The organism is Sodalis-like secondary symbiont of Drepanosiphum platanoidis (assembly GCF_964059955.1).
Taxonomy (GTDB): Bacteria; Pseudomonadota; Gammaproteobacteria; order Enterobacterales; family Enterobacteriaceae.
In genome coordinates, this window is sequence record NZ_OZ060924.1 from 205,961 (window position 1) to 228,420 (window position 22,460).

Annotated in this window: 16 protein-coding genes and 1 tRNA gene; 6 read left to right on the top strand and 11 right to left on the bottom strand. The window is 16.8% G+C overall.

Going from position 1 to position 22,460, the window contains the following annotated elements; translation table 11 throughout:
* The first annotated feature begins 14 nt into the window (after positions 1 to 14).
* The gene (gene der / locus AB4W47_RS00855; protein WP_367670749.1) at positions 15 to 1,394 is read left to right on the top strand and encodes a ribosome biogenesis GTPase Der; all 1,380 of its coding nucleotides are present in this window, start codon (positions 15 to 17) and stop codon (positions 1,392 to 1,394) included.
* Between the two features lie 105 nt (positions 1,395 to 1,499).
* Here the strand turns inward: der and lpdA are convergent, their stop codons facing one another.
* From lpdA to ligA, 4 genes are all read right to left on the bottom strand, one after another.
* On the bottom strand, positions 1,500 to 2,945 hold the full coding sequence (gene lpdA, locus AB4W47_RS00860) for a dihydrolipoyl dehydrogenase (RefSeq protein WP_367670750.1): 1,446 nt from the start codon (positions 2,943 to 2,945) through the stop codon (positions 1,500 to 1,502).
* A gap of 38 nt (positions 2,946 to 2,983) precedes the next feature.
* Positions 2,984 to 4,501: a 2-oxo acid dehydrogenase subunit E2 gene (locus AB4W47_RS00865; protein WP_367670751.1), complete on the bottom strand. Its 1,518-nt coding sequence runs from the start codon at positions 4,499 to 4,501 to the stop codon at positions 2,984 to 2,986.
* Between the two features lie 24 nt (positions 4,502 to 4,525).
* Complete coding sequence (gene aceE / locus AB4W47_RS00870) at positions 4,526 to 7,189, bottom strand: pyruvate dehydrogenase (acetyl-transferring), homodimeric type (RefSeq protein ID WP_367670752.1); 2,664 nt, start codon at positions 7,187 to 7,189, stop codon at positions 4,526 to 4,528.
* A 240-nt stretch (positions 7,190 to 7,429) separates the two neighbouring features.
* Positions 7,430 to 9,190 carry an NAD-dependent DNA ligase LigA gene (gene ligA / locus AB4W47_RS00875; protein WP_367670753.1) on the bottom strand — a complete coding sequence of 587 codons (1,761 nt, stop codon included), beginning with the start codon at positions 9,188 to 9,190 and terminating at the stop codon, positions 7,430 to 7,432.
* A 287-nt stretch (positions 9,191 to 9,477) separates the two neighbouring features.
* Between ligA and AB4W47_RS00880 the strand changes: the two genes are divergently transcribed.
* Positions 9,478 to 9,549, top strand: a tRNA-Gly gene (locus tag AB4W47_RS00880).
* Between the two features lie 205 nt (positions 9,550 to 9,754).
* On the opposite strand, the gene eno is transcribed toward AB4W47_RS00880, so the two are convergent.
* The 4 genes from eno to rpmB form a co-directional block, all read right to left on the bottom strand.
* Complete coding sequence (gene eno / locus AB4W47_RS00885) at positions 9,755 to 11,056, bottom strand: phosphopyruvate hydratase (protein ID WP_367670754.1); 1,302 nt, start codon at positions 11,054 to 11,056, stop codon at positions 9,755 to 9,757.
* Positions 11,057 to 11,389: 333 nt separating this feature from the next.
* Positions 11,390 to 12,685, bottom strand: a complete 1,296-nt coding sequence (gene waaA, locus AB4W47_RS00890; RefSeq protein ID WP_367670755.1) for a lipid IV(A) 3-deoxy-D-manno-octulosonic acid transferase — start codon at positions 12,683 to 12,685, stop codon at positions 11,390 to 11,392.
* An 87-nt stretch (positions 12,686 to 12,772) separates the two neighbouring features.
* Positions 12,773 to 12,940 carry a 50S ribosomal protein L33 gene (rpmG, locus tag AB4W47_RS00895; RefSeq protein WP_367670756.1) on the bottom strand — a complete coding sequence of 56 codons (168 nt, stop codon included), beginning with the start codon at positions 12,938 to 12,940 and terminating at the stop codon, positions 12,773 to 12,775.
* Between the two features lie 12 nt (positions 12,941 to 12,952).
* The gene (gene rpmB, locus AB4W47_RS00900; protein ID WP_367670757.1) at positions 12,953 to 13,177 is read right to left on the bottom strand and encodes a 50S ribosomal protein L28; all 225 of its coding nucleotides are present in this window, start codon (positions 13,175 to 13,177) and stop codon (positions 12,953 to 12,955) included.
* Between the two features lie 431 nt (positions 13,178 to 13,608).
* Between rpmB and rsmC the strand changes: the two genes are divergently transcribed.
* Positions 13,609 to 14,622, top strand: a complete 1,014-nt coding sequence (gene rsmC / locus AB4W47_RS00905; RefSeq protein ID WP_367670758.1) for a 16S rRNA (guanine(1207)-N(2))-methyltransferase RsmC — start codon at positions 13,609 to 13,611, stop codon at positions 14,620 to 14,622.
* Positions 14,623 to 14,675: 53 nt separating this feature from the next.
* Here the strand turns inward: rsmC and tsaD are convergent, their stop codons facing one another.
* The gene (gene tsaD / locus AB4W47_RS00910; protein ID WP_367670759.1) at positions 14,676 to 15,686 is read right to left on the bottom strand and encodes a tRNA (adenosine(37)-N6)-threonylcarbamoyltransferase complex transferase subunit TsaD; all 1,011 of its coding nucleotides are present in this window, start codon (positions 15,684 to 15,686) and stop codon (positions 14,676 to 14,678) included.
* A gap of 440 nt (positions 15,687 to 16,126) precedes the next feature.
* Positions 16,127 to 17,302, bottom strand: a complete 1,176-nt coding sequence (gene ftsY / locus AB4W47_RS00915) for a signal recognition particle-docking protein FtsY (protein ID WP_367670760.1) — start codon at positions 17,300 to 17,302, stop codon at positions 16,127 to 16,129.
* A 164-nt stretch (positions 17,303 to 17,466) separates the two neighbouring features.
* Here ftsY and rsmD point away from each other — a divergent pair, with 164 nt between their 5' ends.
* The 3 genes from rsmD (at position 17,467) to glnS (ending at position 20,376) form a co-directional block, all read left to right on the top strand.
* Positions 17,467 to 18,039 carry a 16S rRNA (guanine(966)-N(2))-methyltransferase RsmD gene (gene rsmD / locus AB4W47_RS00920; protein WP_367670761.1) on the top strand — a complete coding sequence of 191 codons (573 nt, stop codon included), beginning with the start codon at positions 17,467 to 17,469 and terminating at the stop codon, positions 18,037 to 18,039.
* A 197-nt stretch (positions 18,040 to 18,236) separates the two neighbouring features.
* Positions 18,237 to 18,581 carry an iron-sulfur cluster insertion protein ErpA gene (gene erpA / locus AB4W47_RS00925; RefSeq protein ID WP_367670762.1) on the top strand — a complete coding sequence of 115 codons (345 nt, stop codon included), beginning with the start codon at positions 18,237 to 18,239 and terminating at the stop codon, positions 18,579 to 18,581.
* A gap of 148 nt (positions 18,582 to 18,729) precedes the next feature.
* Positions 18,730 to 20,376 carry a glutamine--tRNA ligase gene (gene glnS / locus AB4W47_RS00930; protein ID WP_367670763.1) on the top strand — a complete coding sequence of 549 codons (1,647 nt, stop codon included), beginning with the start codon at positions 18,730 to 18,732 and terminating at the stop codon, positions 20,374 to 20,376.
* 50 nt (positions 20,377 to 20,426) lie between these two features.
* On the opposite strand, the gene dxs is transcribed toward glnS, so the two are convergent.
* Positions 20,427 to 22,250 (bottom strand): 1-deoxy-D-xylulose-5-phosphate synthase, encoded by a 1,824-nt coding sequence (dxs, locus tag AB4W47_RS00935; protein WP_367670764.1) that lies wholly within the window; start codon positions 22,248 to 22,250, stop codon positions 20,427 to 20,429.
* Between the last annotated feature and the right edge of the window lie 210 nt (positions 22,251 to 22,460).

Genomic DNA, 22,460 nt, shown 5'->3' on the forward strand with positions numbered 1-22,460 from the left:
AGGTTATAAAAATCATGTGTTCTACTGTTATTTCTTTAATTGGTCATCAAAATGTAGGAAAATCTACTTTATTTAATAAATTAACTAATAGTAATGATGCATTAACAGCAAATTTTCCAGGATTAACTAGAGATAGAAGATATTCTAATATAGAAATTAAAAAAAAATCTTTTACTATTATTGATACTGGTGGAATTTGTTATACATCTAAATCTGAGAATATTCAAAAAAAAATAATATATCAATCAATAATAGCTATTAAAGAATCAGATATAGTTTTATGTATTCTTGATGCACAAACTGGAATTATTAAAGATGATTATGAAATAATTGAATTAATTAGAAATAAAAATAAATATTTTATAGTTATTGTTAATAAAATTGATGGAATTAATTTAAATTATCTTAATGAATTTTATTCTTTAAAAGTAAATAAAATTATTTTTATTTCAGCAATAAATAATATAGGAATAAAATATCTTATAAAAAATATTTTAAAACTAAAAAATAAAATAAATAAAAATTATAATAATATAATTAATAAAAATTATATAAATAAAAAAAATAAAAATATTTATATAAAAATTTCTATTATAGGAATGCCTAACTCTGGAAAATCTACTTTATTAAATTGTTTTTTTAAAAAAAATAGAACAATAGTTTCTAAAGAACCTTTTACTACAAGAGATAGTATATATGTTCCTTTAAAATTTAAAAATAAAAATTATTTATTTATAGATACTGCTGGTATAAGAAAAAAAAATAAAATTAAATTAATTGAAGAAAAATTTTCAGTTGATCAAACAATTAATTCTATAAAAGATTCTAATATAGTTCTTTTAATAATTGATGCAAATAAAGGATTATCAAATCAAGATATAATCTTGTGTCATATTATAATTAATAAAGGAAAATCTTTAATAATTATAATTAATAAATGGGATTTAATATCAATATATAAAAAAAAAATAATAAAATCTTTTTTAAAAAAAAATTTATATATTTTTAATTTTTTTCGTATACATTTTATTTCTGCATTATATAATAAAAAAATTTCTAATATATTTAATTCAATAAATGAAGCATATTCAAATTCCAAAAATAATATAAATACTTCATTAATTACAAATATAATGAAAGAAGCTATTAAAAAACATAAACCTCCTTTAGTAGGAAAAAAAAAAATTAATTTTAAATATTCTCATATGATTGAAAATAATCCATTTATATTAAAAATATATGGTAAGAGAGTAAGTTTAATTCCTAATTTTTATAAAAGATATTTAATAAATTATTTTCATAAATCATTAAAAATCATAGGAACTCCTATTAATATTCAATTTCAAGAAATTTTTAATAAAAATAAAAGAATTAAAATATATAATAATTTTTAATTATTAATTTTAAATTAAATGTTTATATATAAAAAAATAAAAAATTATTATATATTTTATATAAAATATTTAATAATTTTTTTATTTTTTTATAAAAATTTTTTATTAATTTTTAAAAATTTTTTTATTAATTTTATTATTAATTAAATCAGTAATTGATCCTGTATATATTTCTGAAGATAATCCTATAGATTCATATAAAGTTGGATGAGCATGTATAGTAAGAGATATATCTTCTGCTTCACATCCCATTTCAATTGCTAATCCAATCTCACCAAGAATTTCACCACCATTAATTCCAACAACAGATCCTCCCACAATTCTATTTGTTTTTTTATTAAAAATAAGTTTAGTTATTCCATTTGTTGCACCTGAAGATATAGCTCTTCCAGATGCAGACCAAGGAAATTTTGTAATCTCAAATTTATTTTTTTCATTATCTTTAATATTTTTTTCGGTTAAACCAACCCATGCTATTTCAGGATCAGTATATGCTATATAAGGTATAATTTTAGGATTAAAAATATATTTTTTTCCAGAAATTATTTCAGCAACAATATGACCTTCTTTCATACCTTTATGAGCAAGCATTGGTTGTCCTATAACATCTCCTATTGCATAAATATTTTTTATATTGGTTTGAAGATTATTATTTACTTTTATAAAATTTTGTGAATTTAATTTAATTCCTAATTTATTAATTCCTATATTTTTACTATTTGGATATCTTCCTATTGCAATTATAACAGCATCATATTCTTCTTCATAAATATATAAATTTTTGTCTTCCATTTTAACTAAAATTTTATTTTTATTATTACTTATAGAAATAACTTTAGTTTTTAATATAAATTTAAATTTATTATTTAATATTTTTATAAAAATATTAATTATATCTTTATCTGCTAAAGGAATAATTTGATCAGATATTTCTACAATATCAATTTTTGATCCTAAAGAATGATATATAGTAGCCATTTCTAAACTAATAATTCCCCCACCAATTATTAATAATTTATTAGGAATAAATTTTAAATTTAATGCATCTGTAGAATTCCATATATTTTTATTTTCTTTATTTAATAAAAATGGAAAATTAATTGGATAAGATCCAGTAGCAATAATTGCATATTCAAATTCTATAAATATTTTATTTTTTGAATTTTCTACTTGAATTAAATTTTTATTTATAAATTTAGCATTTCCTTGAATAATTTCTATATTTCTAGATTGAAACATTTTGTTTAATCCAAAAGATAAATTTTCAATTATTTTTTTTTTCCAACTTTTTATTTTAAACAAATCAATTTCTATTTTATTTAAAAAAATATTTTTTTGCTTAAAAAAATTATATTCATTAATAATTTTAGAAATATGTAATAAAGTTTTAGACGGAATACATCCTACATTTAAACATACTCCTCCTAAATTAATATGACGTTCAATTAATATTGTTTTTAATCCTAAATCAGAACACCGAAAAGCAGCAGAATAACCACTTGGTCCTGATCCAATAACAACAACATGAGTTTTAATATTGTTTTTTATCATACATTCCTTTTTATTTTAAAATTATTTTATATAAAATATTACATTAATAATAAACGAATATCTGATGATATTTCTTTAATAAAATTAATAAATCTTACACCATCAGATCCATCTATAACTTGATGATCATATGATAATGAAAGTGGTAACATTAATCTAGGAACAAATTTATCTTTAATCCAAATTGGTTTTATTATTGATTTAGATAAACCAAGAATTGCAACTTCAGGAGAATTAATAATTGGAGTAAAAAATAATCCACCAATACCACCTAAATTAGAAATAGTAAAACATCCACCTTGCATATCATTATATTTAATAGTTCCAGATCTAGCTTTATTATATAAAAAAATTAATTCATGATATATATCAATAATATTTTTTTTATCTACATCTTTTAATACAGGAACTAATAAACCTTTTTCTGTTTCTACAGCTATACCAATATTAAAATATTTTTTTAAAATTAATTTTTTTTTATTACATGATAATGAACTATTAAAGCGTTTAAATTTTTTTAATGCTTTAAAAATTATTTTTACTAAAAAAGGTAAAATAGTAATTTTAATATTTTTATTTAAATTTTTAAATTCATCGTTTTTATGTTTTCTAAATATTTCTAATTCTGTAATATCTGCATAATCAAATTGAGTAACATGAGGAATATTTCTCCAATTTTTTTTTAAATTCATTCCAGAAATTTTTTGAATATTATTTAATTTAATAACTTTAATTTTTCCAAATTTTTCAAAATTTATTTTTTTTAAAATTTTATTATCATTAATATTTGAATTAGATATATCTTTATTTTTTTTTAAAATATTTTTTATATAATTTGTAATATCTTCACGAATAATTCTTTTTTTTCTTCCAGTTCCATTAATTTTTTTTAAATTAATATTAAATTCATATGCAAGTCTACGAATTATTGGAGTTGCATAAGGTTTTAAATTATTGTTATTTTTATTAATTAACAAATCATTTTTATTAATTAATAAATTATTTTTATTATCAAATAATTCTTTATTTTTTTTAAATATAGAATTTTTATTTTTAATTAATTCTATAACAGCTATAATTGAATTAGAATTAATAACATCATTAATTTTTATTTTTATTAATTTTATTAAACATTTAAATGGAGATATTATATTAGTTATATGAGAATTTTCTTCAACAGAAATTAAACAAGAATTTTTATTAATTATATCTCCAATTTTTATCATAATATTTTTGACTATTACAGATTTTTTATAAAATTTATTTGAAATATAAATTTTTTTATCTTTTTCATAAAAAAAATCAAATGAATTTATAATTTTTTCATTATTTTTAAATAACATAATAGTTTTATTTGTATAAATTTTATCACCTATTTTAATTAATATTTTTTTTATAAATCCATTTTTTGGAGATGGTATTTCTATAGAAGTTTTATCTCCTTCTATAACAATCAAAGATTCTTCTTTTTTAACTTCATCTCCTATTTTTTTTAAAATCTCAATAACTTCAAATTCATCTGAACCAATATCTGGAACTTTAATTTTAGTATACATTATATAATGTATCCTTATTTTAATTCATACAAGTTGAGGATTAATTTTATTAATATCAATAGAATATTTTATAATAGCTTTTTCTACTAAATCAATACTAACCATTTTATTCTTAGATAAAACATATAAAGAAGAAACAACAATATAATTTGTATTTATTTCAAAATAAGATCTAAGATTTTCTCTACTATCAGATAATCCAAATCCATCAGTACCTAAAACAAAAAAATCATTATTAGATACAAAATTACGTATTTGTTCAGCAAATAATCTCATATAATCTGTAGAAATAACTATAGGAGAATTATTTAATATTTTTGCAATATAAGGTATTTTAGGTTTTTTACTAGGATTTAACATATTCCATCTAATACAATTATGACCATCTCTTGCAAGTTCAGTAAATGAAGTAGCACTATATACATCAGATCCTATATTATATTCTGAACTTAAAATTTTTGATGCAGCTATAACATCTAATAAAATAGATCCAGATCCAATTAATTGAATATGTCCATTATTACCTAATAAATTTTTTATTTTATATATACCTTTACAAATACCATTTTCAGAATTTTTAGGCATACTTGGCATATGATATTTTTCATTTAATGTTGTTATATAATAATATATATTTTCTTGTTTTTTTCCATACATTCTTTCTAAACCATTTTGAATAATAACAGCTATTTCATATGCATATGTTGGATTGTAAGAAATACAACTCGGAATAGTTAAAGATTGAATATGACTATGTCCATCAGCATGCTGTAATCCTTCACCATTTAAAGTTGTACGACCAGATGTAGCTCCAATTAAAAATCCTTTAGCTTGTTGATCTCCTGCAGACCAATATAAATCTCCTGTTCTTTGAAAACCAAACATAGAATAATAAATATAAAATGGAATCATAGGTAAATTATTTGTACTGTATGATGTAGCAGCAGCTATCCATGAAGAAACTGATCCTAATTCATTTATTCCTTCTTGTAATATTTGTCCTGATTTATTTTCTTTATAAAAAGATATTTTTTTATAATCTTCTGGAATATATTTTTGTCCTTCTGAATTATAAATTCCTATTGTTCTAAATAATCCTTCCATTCCAAATGTTCTTGCTTCATCAGGAATTATTGGTACTATATAATTTTTAATTTTATCTTTTTTTAATAAAATATTTAATATTCTAAGAAAAGCAATTGTAGTAGATATATTTTTTTTTTGTTTTATTAAAATATTTTGAAAATTTTTTAAAGATGGAATTTTTATATAATTTTTAAATTTATTGTTTCTTTTTGGAACATATCCATAAAGTTTTTTTCTATTTTTATGTAAATAATTATATTCTTCAGAATTTTTTTTAAATTTAATATATGGAAGATATGAAATTTTTTCATCAGTAATATTTGATAAATTAAATCTATTTCTAAAATATTTTAAACTTTCTATATCTATTTTTTTTACTTGATGAGCAATATTCATACCTTCAGCAGATGTACCCATTCCATATCCTTTTACTGTATGAAATAAAATAACTACAGGTTTTCCAATTATTTCTTTTGCTCTTTTTATAGCAGAATAAATTTTTTTAGAATCATGACCACCACGATTTAATTCTAAAATTTCTTCATCTTTCATATCTTTTATAAGATTTTTTGTTTCAATGTATTTACCAAAAAAGTTTTTTCTTATATATTCTGCATTTTTTGAAGTATAATTTTGAAAATCTCCATCTACTGTTTCATTAATAAGTTTTATTAATTTTCCACTTTTATCTTTTTTAAATAAATTATCCCATTTGCTATTCCAAATAACTTTAATTACTTCCCATCCAGAACCATAAAATATATTTTCTAATTCATTAATAATTTTTCCATTACCAAATACAGGACCATCTAATCTTTGTAAATTACAATTTATAAGAAAAATTAAATTATCTAATTTATTTCTTCCTGCAACAGATAATGCTCCTTTTGATTCTGGTTCATCCATTTCACCATCCCCTAAAAAAGCATATATTGTTTGTGAAGAAGTATCTTTAATAGATCTATTATGTAAATATTTTAAAAATTTAGCTTGATAAATAGCATTAATAGGTCCTAAACCCATAGATACAGTAGGAAATTGCCAAAATTCTGGCATCATTCTTGGATGAGGATAAGAAGATAATCCTTTTTTATTAACCTCTTGTCTAAAATTGTCTAATTGTTCTTCATTTAATCTTCCTTCTAAAAAAGCTCTAGAATAAATACCTGGAGAAATATGTCCTTGAAAATATATTATATCTCCATTATCTTTTGAATTTTTAGCTCGAAAAAAATGATTAAAACATACTTCATATATTGTTGCAGCAGATTGAAAAGAAGCTATATGTCCTCCAAGTTCTAAATTTTTTCTTGAAGCTCTAAGAACTATCATAAGAGCGTTCCAACGTATAACAGAACGAATTCTATATTCTATATCTAAGTCACCAGGATATTTTTCTTCTTCTTCTACTGATATAGTATTAATATAATCTTTACAAAAAGAATTATATAAAAAATATTTTTTTATAGATGTTTTTTTTATAATATTTTTAATTAAAAATTTTGCTCTTTTTTTTCCTTCATTTTTTATAACTGATTCAATTGAATCTATCCATTCTTTTGTTTCTATAGGATCTATATCATGATATAAATCTTTTGACATAATTTTATTCCTTTTAAATATAATTAAAAAATAATATTTATTATATATTTACATAAATTTTTTAAATAAATTTAATATAAATATTTATAATATTTTATTAAATTTTTTATATTTTTAATAAATATTAAATTAATTTATTAATTAATAATAAATTATAATTTTTAATTAATTTTTTTTAAAATTTTTAAAAAATATAAAAATATTTTTTAATAAAAATTACTTTAATAAATTAAATATAATTTACCAATTAATTCCAATTTCTTTACTAATTAAATAATTAATCATTTTTAAATTTTCTTTTACTTGAAAAAAAAAATAAATTTTATTAGAGACATTTATACCAACATTTTTAATAGAATTTAAAGAATAAATATCTGCATTAATTAATAAATTTATTTTTTTATAATGATAAGCGATATTATGAGATATAGTTATACCTACTTTTGGTATTCCTAATGAATAAATAAATCTTGGAAAAGTAGTATTTTTAGATGTTTTCAAAGATTTTAATAATTTTTTAGCTAATTTAATATTAATTCTATTAATTTTTAATAAAGATAATAAATTAATTTTAAACAATTCAATTGGATTTTTTGCTATATTTTTATCAACCAATTCATTTATAATTTTTTTACCAAATCCTTTAATATTCATAGCATTTTTTGATACAAAATGTTTTAATTTTTCTTTAGATTGAGCAATACAATTTATAGAATTTAAACAATATAAATTAATATCTTCATTTAATCTTTTAATAATAGAATTACATATTGGACAATAATTAGGAATATTAATTTTTTTTGCATTTTTAGGTCTAAATTTTTTAATAACATTTATAATTTTAGGTATTACATCTCCAGATCTACTAACAGTAACTGTATCTCCAATCATAATTTTTAATCTATTAATTTCATTAAAATTATAAAGATTTACATTACTAATTTTTATTCCTGATATATATATAGGTTTTAATCTAGCAACAGGTGTTAATATTCCAGTTCTACTTACTTGAAAATCTACATTTTTAATTTTTGTAATTCCTTTTTTAGAAGGAAATTTATATGCTATAGCCCATCTTGGATAACTAGAAGAATATCCTATTTTTTTTTGTAAAATTTTATCATCTACTTTTATAACAATTCCATCTATTTCAAAATTTAATTTTTTTCTAATATTTAAAATATATTTATAATAATTAAAAATTTCTTTAATATTTTTACATTGTTTTATATTTTCATTTATTGGAATATTTAATTTTTTTAAAAATTTTAAAGAGTTAAAATGACTTTTTGGAAAATATTCTTTGTTTGACCAATTAATTACATAACAAAAAAAATTTAATTTATTTTTTAAAAAATTTGAAGAATTAATTCTTCTAAGACTTCCAGATGCTGCATTTCTTAAACTATTAAATATTTTCTTATTTTGTTCTTTTAATTTTTTATTAATTTTTATAAAATTTTTTTTTAACATAAAAACTTCTCCCCTTAATTCAAAAAGGGAAGGAATATTATTATATTTTTTTAAATTAATAGGAAGATTTTTAATCATATTAATATTTTTGGTAACATCTTCTCCTATATTTCCATCTCCTCTAGTAGAAATTTTAAATAATTTACTATCTTTATAAATTACACTAACTGCTAATCCATCTATTTTTAATTCACAACAATATAATATATTTTTTATATTATTATTTTTTTTTAATATTTTTTTTATAAAATGTTTAATTTGTTTTTTTTCATATGCATTATTTAAAGATAACATAGGAGTTTTATGTTTAATTTTTTTAAATTTTTTTTTAATAAAACCAGAAACAGATTGTGTTGGAGAATTTTTAGTGATAAAATTAGTTTGTTTTTTTTCTAAAATTTTTAATTTTTTTATATAATAATCATATTGTTCATTAGATATATTTTGAGTATTTTTTCCAAAATATAATAAATTATGTTTATGTATTTTTTTTAATAATTTTTTTATTTTTTTTTTTATTTTATCCATAAAATTTCTCTAAAGTAATTTATTTATATATTTTTTATATATAAAAATAAATTTATATTATATTAATAATTTTATTTATTAATTTTAAATATAAATTTAAAATTAATAAATTTTATAATATATATTATAATATATATTTTTAATTAAATTAAAAAAATAATTAATATTTTATATAAAATTTTTTATTTATTTTTTTTATATTTAAATAATTTAATTATATAAATATTTTTTTAATTAAAGTATTGTTTAATTTTTAAAATATTTTATAATATGTATTATATACAATTGCGGGAATAGCTCAGAGGTAGAGCATAACCTTGCCAAGGTTGGAGTCGCGAGTTCGAATCTCGTTTCCCGCTTAAAATTATAAATTTTAAAAAAAATTTTATATAAAAAATTTTATATTTAAATTTAAATAAATTAATTTATATAAAAATATAAATATTTTATTTAATTTAAATTAATTATGTATATTTATATATAAAAATTATTTTTATATTTTTTAAAAAAAATTAATTATAAATATTTGTATTATTTATTAATTAATAAATATTAATTATATATTTATATTTGATTTTTTATTTCTTTTGATCCATAAAAATTTACTTTATTTCCTAAATTTTCTTCAATACGAATTAATTGATTATATTTAGCTATTCTTTCTGATCTACTCATAGATCCAGTTTTAATTTGTCCAGCTGATGTTCCTACAGATAAATCAGCTATTGATACATCTTCTGTTTCTCCTGAACGATGAGAAATAATTACAGAATATCCTGATTTTTTTGCCATTTTAATAGCAGATAATGTTTCTGTTAAGGATCCTATTTGATTTAATTTAATTAAAATAGAATTTGCTGCTCCTAATTTTATTCCTTTTTTTAAAAGATTAGTATTTGTAACAAATAAATCATCTCCAACTATTTGTATTCTTTTACCTAAAATTTTTGTTTGATATATAAAACCTTCCCAATCAGATTGATTTAATCCATCTTCAATAGAAAGAATAGAATATTTTTCAGTTAGTTCTTCTAAATAATGAGTAAATTCCTTAGAAGAAAAAATTTTATTTTCATTTTTTAAAATATATTTTTTTAAAGAACTATCATATAATTCAGAAGCAGCACAATCTATTGCCAATGTTACATCTTTTCCTAAAATATAATTTGATTTTTGAATTGCTTTTTGAATTATATCTAAAACTTCTTCATTTGAAGACATATTTGGGGAATATCCTCCTTCATCACCAACAGATGTACTCATTCCTTTATTTTTTAAAATTAAACCTAAATTATGAAATATTTCTGATCCAATTCTTATAGATTCTTTAAAACTTTTTGCTCCAATTGGTTGAATCATAAATTCTTGAATATCTATATTATTATTAGAATGTTTTCCACCATTAATAATATTAATCATTGGTAATGGCATAGAAAATATATTAGGAGTTTCATTTAATTCAGCAATATATTCATATAAATTAATTCCTTTAGATTTAGAAAAAGCTTTAGCAATAGAAAGAGATAAAGCTAAAATAGAATTAGCTCCAAATTTTGATTTATTTATAGTTCCATCAAGATTAATCATAAGATTATCTAAAAAAGATTGATTACTAGAACATTTTCCTATTAATGCATTTGCTAATGGACCATTTATTGCTTTAACAGCTTTTGTTACACCTTTACCCATATAATAATTATTATTATTATCTCTAAGCTCTAAAGCTTCTCTTTTACCAACAGATGCACCAGAAGGAACAGAGGATACTCCAATTGATCCATCTTCTAAATAAACATCAGCTTCTACAGTTGGATATCCTCTAGAATCAAGAATTTCTCTTCCAATAATTTTTACAATTTTTGACATAAAATTTCCTTTTAATAAAATATAAATAAGTAAAATTATTTTATAAATTAACTTTTTATTAATTAAATTTAATTAAATTTAATTAATAAAAAATAATATATTTTATATATATAAAATTATTTATATTAAATTAATTTTTTATATAAAATTTATTATTAATTTTATAAATTTATTATTAATTTTATATATATTTTTATTATTAAATAATTAAATTTAAATATTTTATTAAAATTTTATATTATTTATATTTTTAATATAAAATATTATATATTTTATATATTCATATAAATAAAATTAAATTTTTAATTTAATTAAAATATTTTATTTAAATAATTATTTAATATATTTATTTAATAATTTTAATAAATTTAATAAAGGTAATGAATTTTTATAAAAAATTTTATATCCATTTTTTCCTTGGGTTAATCTATAATTATTATTTTTTAATAAATTAGATATATTTTTAACTAAATCAATTATATTTTTAACTATTATTAAACCATTTAATTTTTTTAATTTATAACATATATCTAAAAAATTTTTTGTATAAGGACCTATAAGTATAGGAATTGAATTTATTGCTGCTTCAAGTGGATTATGTCCATAATATTTATTTATTAAACTTCCTCCTATAAAAGCTATATCAGATATTCTATATAAAAGCAAAAGTTCACCAATAGTATCAACGATAATAATATTTGTATTAATAGAAGGATTTTTTCCACTACTTTTATATATATATTTTAAATTATGATTTATAATTATTTTTTCTATTGAAAAACATCTATTAATATGACGTGGTACAATAATTAAAAGTAAATTTGGAAATATTTTTAAAAGTTTTTTATGTGCTTTTATAATAATTTTTTCTTCACCTTTATGAGTACTACCAGCAATCCATATATAACGATTATGAGCCCATTTTTTTTTAAGTTTTATTGCATTTAATTTTAATTTAGAATTAATGGAAATATTAAATTTAATATTTCCAGTAACTTTAATTTTATTATTTTTTATTCCTATATCTAAAAATGACATTTTATCTTTATTACTTTGAGCAGCAATTAATGTAATTTTCTTTAAAATTGATAACATAAAAAAATTAATTTTTTTATAAAAAATAACTGATTTATTTGATAATCTTGCATTTGCTATAATTAAAGGAATTTTTTTTGAAAAAGCTAAATAAATAAAATTAGGCCATAATTCTCTTTCCATAAGAATAATTATTCTAGGAGAAATTTTATTTAAAAATCTATTTACAGAAAAAAATAAATCATATGGAAAATAAAGATGAAATATATTTTTATTATATTTTAAATTAATTAATTTTGATCCACTAATTGTTGTTGTAGTAAATATTATAGGAATTTTAGGATATTTTTTTTTTAATAATTTTATTAATGGAATAGAAGATAATATTTCTCCAACAGATACTGCATGAATTAATATTCCATTAGATTTTATTTTTTTATTAAAAAATCCATATCTTTCAAAAAATCTTTTATCTTTTAAAAATATATTTTTTTTTTTAAAAAAAAATCTAATCCATATATATGGTTGTATTAAAAACATAATTATATTATATATATATAAATATATTTTTATTTTTTTTTTTAAAAATTTCAAAATTATTCCAAATTTATATTTAATATTATTTTATTTTAAATATTATTAATTTTTTAAAAAATAATTTTTTTAAAGTTTATAAAAATATTATTTTAATTTAGTTTCTATATATATAACATGTTTTCTTATAATTGGATCAAATTTCTTTATTTCTAATTTTTTTGTTTGATTTCTTTTATTCTTAGTTGTAGTATAAAAATGTTTTGTTCCAGAAGAAGATATTAATTTTATTTTTTCTCTAACTTTACTAGCCATAATATATACCTATTATTTTAATTTAATTTTTTTAATAATTTTTTCAATACCTTTTTTATCAATCATTCGTATTCCTTTTGTAGAAACTTTTAAAGAAATATATTTTTTTTTACTTGAAATCCAAAATTTATGATTATGTAAATTAGGAAAAAATTTTCTTTTAGTTGCATTCATTGCATGAGATCTATTATTTCCAACTAATGTTTTTTTTTTAGTTATTTGACAAATTCTAGACATATTATTTTATACCTTTTATTTAAAATAATTATTATAACTAAATTTAAAAATATTATTAATATATTTATATTAAAATTTAATACTTATTAAATTAAAATATTAAAATATAAAAATAGTTTTATATTTTAAATATTTTAATTTATTCATATAAATATGATATAATTTTTATAAAGATTTTTATATAAAAATAATTTAATTAAATTTTTTATTTAATAATAAATATATTAATATAATATTTATATATAGTATATATAAAATTAAATATATATTTTTTATAAAAATTTTAATAAAAATTATTAAAAATAAATAATTTTAAATAATTTAAATTAATATTTAATGTTTTTTTAAAAAATGTATTAAATTTATTTTAAAAAAAAATTATTATTATTAAATTTTTAAAAAATATTTTATATATTTAAAAAAAATATCATATGTATACAAAAAATAATTTTAATAAAATATTTAAACGTCACATAAATAAATTTAATAATAAAAATATAATTTTTTCTGGTGATATTATTAATTTTTTTCCAAAAGAAATAAATTTAAAAAATTTTAAATTTCATACTTTTTGGTTTCATCACAAAAAAAAATTATTAAAAAATAAAAATAATAAAATATTTTTTGGATTATTTAAAAATAATTCTTTTACAAAAGAATGTAATTTTCTAATTTATTTTTGGCAAAAAAATAAATTAGAAAATTTATTTCAAATATTAAATATTTTTTCTTTTTTAAATAAAAATTGTGAAATTTTTATTATTGGATATAAAAAATATGGTGTTAAAAGTGTTTTTAATTTACTTAAAAAATGGTGTTTTTTAAGTAAAATTGATAATATAGGACATTGTATATTATTTTATGGAAAATTAATTAATATTCCTTCTTTTAATATAAATTTTTTTTTAAAAAAATATAATATAAATTCAATTATTATTAAAACTTTACCTGGAGTTTTTGATTATAAAAAATTAGATAATGGAAGTAAATTTCTTTTATCTACATTAAATGAACCTTTTGAAGGAAAAATTATTGACATTGGTTGTGGATCTGGAATAATATCTGCATTTTTAGCTAATTATAATAAAAATATAGATATTACTCTTATTGATTCATATTATAGTGCAATTTTATCAAGTAAATTAACTTTTAAAAAAAATAATTTAAATTGTAATATAATTTCTAGTGATGTATATTCTAATGTTTGTGGTAAATTTGATATGATTATAACTAATCCTCCATTTCATGATAAAAAAAATATTAATTTTAAAATAGCTAAAAAAATAATATATAGATCTAAAAAATATCTTAATATTGGTGGTAAAATAAGAATTGTTGCAAATAATTTTTTACCTTATTCTTTTATGTTAGAAAAAACTTTTGGAACATATAAAATTTTATTAAAAAATAATTTTTTTAAAGTTTATGAAGCAATTAATTATTAATAATAATTTCAATTATTAAAAAATAAATATAAAAAATATTTTTATAAATTTATTTAAAATTCCTCTTCTAATGACCATTTTTTATTAACTTTAATTATAAGATCTTTATTATTTAAATTATTTTTTAATTTCATTAATCCAACATAAGCAATCATAGCTGCATTGTCTGTACAAAATTCTTTTTTAGGATAAAATAATTTTACTTTTCTTTTTTTCATATTTTTTGAAAATCTTTTTCTTAAAATAGAATTAGCACTTACTCCTCCAGCAATAACTAAATTTTTTAATCCAGTAAAATCTAAAGCTCTATTACATTTTATTAATAAAGTGTCAATTAAAGCATCTTCAAATGCCATTGCTATATCTGATTTTATTTGTTTATTAATAATATTTTTTTTTATAATATTAGAAGCAAAAGTTTTTAATCCAGAAAAACTAAAATTTAATCCAGGTTTATTAATCATTGGTCTTGGAAATTTATAGTTATTTTTTTTACCATTTTTAGCTAAAAAAGATATATATTTACCTCCTGGATATTTTATTCCAAGTAATTTTGCAATTTTATCTGATGCTTCTCCTGCAGCATCATCTAAAGATTTTCCTAAAATTTTATAATTTCCAAAACTTATTGCTTTTATAATTTCAGTATGTTTTCCAGAAACTAATAAAGATAAAAATGGAAATTTAAGTAAATTATTTTTTATCATAGGAGATAATAAATGACCTTCCATATGATTTATAGGAACAGATGGAATATTTAATGCATATGATAATGATCTTCCAATAGTAGCTCCAACAATTAAAGATCCTATTAATCCTGGACCAGCTGTATATGCAATTCCATTAATATCATTAATTTTTAATTTATTTTTTTTTAAAATTTTTTTAATTAATAAAATTGTATATTTGATATGTTTTCTAGAAGCTATTTCAGGAACAATACCACCATAATTCATATGAGATTTTATTTGACTATGTACAATATGACATTGAAGTCCATATATATCATCATATAATGCTATTCCTGTTTCATCACATGATGTTTCAATTCCTAATATTTTCATAAAAAAACCATTTAAAATATTTTTTATTTTTTAACAAAATTAAATTTATTTAATTAAATTATTAAATAATAAAACGTATTATTTTTATAAAAAATTTTATAAATTTTATTTTATAAATTATTTATTAATAAATAAATATAATTATTATACAAAATAATAAATATTTTTTATAAAATTTTTTTATATTAATATAATTAATTATTAATTTTTTTTAAATTTTTTATTTAAAAAAATAATTTTATTAAATAAAGATTTATTTATAAATTTTAATTATTAATAAAAAATTATTAAAAATAAATTATATAATATAATTATTTATAAAAAAATATTTTTTTATAAATAATTATAATTAATTTAAATTTATATAAAAATTTTAAATTAATATAATAAAATTCAATATACATTAAATATTTATAAAAATATTTTTTAATATAAATTTTTTATTTATCTATATATAAAATAGCTTCAATAAAATCTTTAGAATTAAAAATTCTTAAATCTTGAATTTTTTCTCCTATTCCAATAAATCTAATAGGTATATTAAATTTATCATAAATTGAAAAAATTATACCTCCTTTAGCTGTTCCATCTAATTTTGTAATTGTAATTCCAGTAATATTTATATTTTTATTAAAAATATTTGTCTGATTAATTGCATTTTGACCAGTAGATGCATCAAGTATTAACATAATTTCATATGGAGCTTCATTAATTATTTTTTTAATTACTTTAACAATTTTTTTTAATTCATTCATAAAATTTATTTTATTATGTAGTCTACCAGCTGTATCAATAATTAAAATATCAATATTTTTAGATTTAGCAATATTAATTGAATTAAAAATTATTGATGCAGAATCTTTTTTATTTTTATCATAAATAACAGAAACATCATTATATATTCCAAATATTTTTAATTGATCTATAGCAGCAGCACGAAATGTATCACCTGCAACTAACATAACTTTTTTATTTTGTTTTTTATAAAAATAAGCTAATTTTCCTATAGTTGTTGTTTTTCCAACTCCATTAACTCCTACAACAAGTATAATAAATGGTTTATATGAATTAATTTTTAAAGAAACATCAGAATTACGAATAATAGAAAATAATTCTTTTTTTATTTCTGAATAAATAATATTAGAATTATTAATATTTTTATAATCAATATTTTTAATTAAATTTTTAATAATTTTTTTAGAGGTTTTTATACCAATATCTGATATTATCAATTTTTCTTCTATTTTTTCAAATAATTTTTTATCTATTTTTTTTTTATTTAATAATTTAAAAAAATTATTTCCTATTTGTTTTCTAGTTTTATATAAACTATTTTTTAAATTATTAAAAAATTTTTTTGAAGAAATTTTACATTTTTCTTTAAATGAAATATTTTTTTTTATATTTAAATTATTTAATAAAGATTTTTTTTTTAAAATTTTTGTATCATTTATTTGTGATAATATATTTACATTAGATTTTATTTTTTTTTTATTTTTTTTTATTTTTTTTATATAAGAAATTTTATTAAATTTATTAAAAATATTATTTTTATTTTTTTTAATATTTTTAATATTAAACCAAGATAAAAAACTTTTTTTATTATTTTTATTCATTTATATATTACCTTTTAAAAATTTTTAAAAAAATATATATTTAAATATATAAAATAATATATATATATTTAATTAATTTTTTATATAAAATATCTTTTAAAAAATTATATTAGTATTTTACTAAAAATTTAGTATAACTTAATTATTATATGTAATAAATATTTATGATTAATAAAAAATTTAAAAAAAATATTAAAAAAATTAGAATTATTTCAGGAAAATTAAAAAATAGTAAATTAATTATTAAAAATAATTTAATTATTAGATCAACAACAAATTTAAGAAGAGAAATGATTTTTAATTGGTTATCATATAAAATATATGATTCTTATTGTTTAGATTGTTTTGCAGGAACTGGTGCTTTAGGAATAGAGTCTATTTCACGTTACGCATCATATGCAACATTAATTGAAAAAAATTATAAAATATATAATTTTTTATTAAAAAATGTTAATTTATTAAAATTAATTAATATAAAAGTTATTAAAAGTAATTTTTTTGTATGGATAAAAAATACAAAAAAAAAATTTAATATTATTTTTATAGATCCTCCATTTTATAAAAATTTAGTAAATAAAACTATATCTTCTTTAGAAGATAATAATATTTTAATGAAAAATTCTTTTATTTATATAGAAATAGAAAATAATAATATTATAATAAATATTCCAAAAAGTTGGATTTTATATAAAAAAAAAATATTTAAAAATGTTATATGTTTTCTTTATAAGAAATAATATAAATATATTTATATATATTTTATATAAATATTTAAACAAATTTTTTTACAAAAAAATTTGTTTAAATATAAAAATATATTATATTTATAATAATTTTTTATTTAAATTTATATATAAAATATTTTTTTATAAAAAAAATTATGATTTATTTTTATATATAAATTAAATAAAATAATTTTAATATGGAGTTTTATATGAAAAAAAAAACAAAAAATTTATTAAATTGTACAAATTCAGCAATTTTAAGAATTAAACAACTTATTTTTTTAAAAAAAAAATCAAATCTTAATTTAAGAATATATATTACTGGAGGTGGATGTAATGGATTTAAATATAAATTTTTATTAGATAAAGAAATAAAAAAAAATGATTTATTTTTTAATTATATGGGAGCAAGATTTATAATTGATCCAATAAGTATTCAATATATAAAAGGTGGATTTCTTGATTATAAAGAAGAGTTAAAAGGATCTCGTTTTATTTTAATAAATCCAAAAGCTAAAAATACTTGTAGTTGTGGATCTTCTTTTAACATTTAAAAAATTTTAATATATATAATTTTTATATAAAATGTTTAAAAAATAAAAAAATTATATTTATATAAATACATAAAAATATAATTATTAATTTTTAAATATTTTATTTTTAAATTTTTTAAATAACTAATAAAATAAAATATTAAATTATATGAATATTTATAATAATTTTATTATTAATATAATAAAAAAAGAATTAAAAAAAAATAAAAATAAAAAAATATGTACAAGATTTCCTCCTGAACCAAATGGTTATTTACATATTGGACATGCAAAATCAATTTATTTAAATTTTAATATTGCAAAAAAATTTAATGGTAAATGTAATTTACGTTTTGATGATACAAATCCAGTAAATGAAACAAAAAATTTTATTAATTCTATTAAAAAAGATATAAAATGGTTAGGTTTTAAATGGAATGGATCTATAAAATATTCTTCAAATTATTTTGATTTATTATATAAATATGCTATTTTTTTAATTAAAAAAAATTTTGCTTATGTTGATGAATTATCTTCTAAACAAATTAAAAAATATAAAGGAACATTAAATACTCCTGGAATTAATAGTCCTTATCGTAATAGAACTATAGAAGAAAATATAAAATTATTTAATAATATGAAAAATGGAAAATATATTGAAGGAAAATTATGTTTAAGAGCAAAAATTGATATGAAATCTCCAAGAATAATAATGAGAGATCCAGTATTATATAGAATTAAATATTTTCCACATCATCAAACAGGTAATAAATGGTGTATTTATCCAACATATGATTTTAGTCATTGTATATCAGATTATATAGAAGGAATAACTCATTCATTATGTACACTTGAATTTCAAGATAATAGAGAATTATATAATTGGATTCTTAATAAAATTTTTACAAAAAAATATCCTAAACAGTATGAATTTTCAAGATTAAATATTCAATTTACTGTTTTATCTAAAAGAAAATTAAAAAAATTAGTAGAAAAAAAAATTGTTTCAGGATGGGATGATCCTAGAATGCCAACAATATCTGGATTAAAAAAAAGAGGATATACTTCTAAATCAATTAAAAATTTTTGTAAAAAAATAGGTATTACTAAACAAAATAATTTAATAGAATTTTCATTATTAGAATCTTGTATTAGAGAAGAATTAAATATATCTGCTCCTCGTATAATGGCTGTAATAAATCCATTAAAAATAATATTTATTAATTTACCTAAAAATTATAAAGAAAAAATTTTAATGAAAAATCATCCTTTTAAATCTAAAATGGGTACACGTAAAGTATATTTTAATAAAGAAATTTATATTGATAATTCAGATTTTCTTGAAAATGCAACAAAAAAATATAAAAGACTTGTTCTAGGAAAAGAAGTTCGTTTAAGATATTCTTATGTTATTAAAGCAGAAAAAATTAAAAAAGATAAAAATGGAATAATAAATGTTGTATATTGTTCATGTGATTTAAAAACTTTAAATAAAAAACCAAATAATAGAAAAGTTAAAGGTATTATTCATTGGGTATCTGCTATAAAAAATTTACCAGCAAAGTTTTATTTATATGAAAATTTATTTTTAGATAAAAATCCAAATAATTCAGATGATTTTTTAAAAAAAATTAATAAAAATTCTTTATCTATAAAACATGGATTTATAGAAAAAATAAATATAAAAAATAAATTAAAAAAATATTTTCAATTTGAAAGAGAAGGATATTTTTATTTAGATAATAAAATTAATTCTAAAAAATTACGATTTAATCGTATTGTAAAATTAAAAAATTCTTATATAAATAAAAAATAATAATTAATAATTTTTATAAAAAAATTAATCTTTATTAAAAAAATATATAATTATATATTATATTTAATAAATAATTTTTTTATTTTTTCTTTAATACTAAAATAATTTAAACCTAATAATGAATAAATTTCATTTTTATTTCCTTGAGGTATAAAGTAGTCTGGAAATCCTATATTTAATATAGGAATATTAATATGATTTTTTATTAAACATTCATTTACCGCACTACCAGCTCCACCTATTAATGAATTTTCTTCTAAAGTAAGAAAAGATTTATGATTTTTAGATAATTCAATAATTAATTTTTTATCTAAAGGTTTTATAAATCTCATATCTACTAATGTTAAATTTAATTTATTAGAAATTTTTTTAGCTTCATTAAATAAAGATCCAAAATTAAGTATAGCCATTTTATTATTTCCTATTTTATGAATAATACCTTTACCAATAGGAATTTTTTTTAAAATTTTTAATTTTTTATTATTACAATATTTTTTTGGATATCTAACAATACTTGGACCATTTATAAAATTATAACTAGTATGTAACATAAATCTTAATTCATTTTTATTACTAGGAGTCATAATGGTTAAATTAGGAATACATCTTAAAAAAGTTAAATCAAATGCTCCTTGATGAGTTTCTCCATCTTCTCCAACAACTCCTCCTCTATCAATTGCAAACAATATTTTTAAATTTTGTATGGCAACATCATGTATAATTTGATCATAAGCACGTTGTAAAAAAGTAGAATAAATAGAAACTACTGGTTTATATCCACTAATAGATAAACCAGCCGCAAAAGTTACTGCATGTTGTTCAGCTATTGCAACATCAAAATATTGATTTGAAAATTTTTTTGAAAATTTTGATAATCCAGATCCTTCACACATTGCTGGAGTAATAACCATTAATTTTTTATCATTTTTAGCAATACTACATAACCACTCTCCAAAAATATCAGAATAACTAAATTTTATTTTAGATTTTTCATAAAAAGAATTATTTTTTATATTAAAGGAAGGAACAGAATGCCATTTTATTGGATTTTTTTCTGCAGGTTTATATCCATGTCCTTTTTGTGTTATTATATGAAGTATTTTTGGACCTTTTTTATTTTTTATTTTATATAAAATATTAATTAAATCATTTATTTTATGTCCATTAATTGGACCAAAATAATTAAATCCTAAATTTTCAAAAAATTTTTTTGGTGTTAAATTTTTTTTTATATTTTTTTTTAAAAAAAAATTATTATTAATAATATTTTTATAATTTAAATGTAAAAATTTATCATTTAATGCACCAACATTATTTGAAATAGACATTTTATTATCATTTAATATAATTAAAATATTATTTTTTATACTACCAGCATGATTCATAGCTTCAAAAGCCATTCCTCCAGTTAAAGCTCCATCACCAATAATAGATATTATTTTTCTTTGTAAATTTTCATTTTCTGCTGCTACAGACATTCCTAAACCTGCACTAATAGATGTTGATGAATGTCCAACAGAAAATGAATCATATTTACTTTCTTTTATAGAAGGAAATGAATGTAAACCATTATATTTACGTATACTAAAAATTTTATCTCTACGATTAGTAAGTATTTTATGAGGATAAGCTTGATGTCCAATATCCCATATAATTTTATCAAATGAAGTATTATATACATAATGTAAAGAAATTGTTAATTCTATTACTCCTAAACCTGAAGCTAAATGTCCACTAGAAATACTTACACTTTTTAATAAAAATTTTCTTAATTCTTTACTTAAAGTTAAAAGATTTTTTTTAGATAATAAACGAAGTTTTACTGGATCTTTTGCTAAATATAAAATTGGATATTTTTTAAAATTAAAATTCATTTTATTTTCTTACATAAATATATTATTTTTATAAAATTTTTAATATATTATTTATTATTTAAATATATACATTTATTTAAATATTATTTAGTAATATATTTTAAATTTAAATTTATTAATTTAAATTTATTTTTATTTAAAATATAAAAAAATATGTTATTATTTATTAAATAATAAATTAAAAATATTTTTATAAAAATAAATATAATT

Bases quoted from the DNA above. Each gene is read 5' to 3' on its own strand.
- glnS (WP_367670763.1), top strand. From the start codon at position 18,730: ATGAATATTTATAATAATTTTATTATTAATATAATAAAAAAAGAATTA.
- der (WP_367670749.1), top strand. From the start codon at position 15: ATGTGTTCTACTGTTATTTCTTTAATTGGTCATCAAAATGTAGGAAAA.
- ftsY (WP_367670760.1), bottom strand. From the start codon at position 17,302: ATGAATAAAAATAATAAAAAAAGTTTTTTATCTTGGTTTAATATTAAA.
- rsmD (WP_367670761.1), top strand. From the start codon at position 17,467: ATGATTAATAAAAAATTTAAAAAAAATATTAAAAAAATTAGAATTATT.
- rpmB (WP_367670757.1), bottom strand. From the start codon at position 13,177: ATGTCTAGAATTTGTCAAATAACTAAAAAAAAAACATTAGTTGGAAAT.
- erpA (WP_367670762.1), top strand. From the start codon at position 18,237: ATGAAAAAAAAAACAAAAAATTTATTAAATTGTACAAATTCAGCAATT.
- tsaD (WP_367670759.1), bottom strand. From the start codon at position 15,686: ATGAAAATATTAGGAATTGAAACATCATGTGATGAAACAGGAATAGCA.
- aceE (WP_367670752.1), bottom strand. From the start codon at position 7,189: ATGTCAAAAGATTTATATCATGATATAGATCCTATAGAAACAAAAGAA.
- rpmG (WP_367670756.1), bottom strand. From the start codon at position 12,940: ATGGCTAGTAAAGTTAGAGAAAAAATAAAATTAATATCTTCTTCTGGA.
- eno (WP_367670754.1), bottom strand. From the start codon at position 11,056: ATGTCAAAAATTGTAAAAATTATTGGAAGAGAAATTCTTGATTCTAGA.
- rsmC (WP_367670758.1), top strand. From the start codon at position 13,609: ATGTATACAAAAAATAATTTTAATAAAATATTTAAACGTCACATAAAT.
- ligA (WP_367670753.1), bottom strand. From the start codon at position 9,190: ATGGATAAAATAAAAAAAAAAATAAAAAAATTATTAAAAAAAATACAT.
- AB4W47_RS00865 (WP_367670751.1), bottom strand. From the start codon at position 4,501: ATGTATACTAAAATTAAAGTTCCAGATATTGGTTCAGATGAATTTGAA.
- dxs (WP_367670764.1), bottom strand. From the start codon at position 22,250: ATGAATTTTAATTTTAAAAAATATCCAATTTTATATTTAGCAAAAGAT.
- lpdA (WP_367670750.1), bottom strand. From the start codon at position 2,945: ATGATAAAAAACAATATTAAAACTCATGTTGTTGTTATTGGATCAGGA.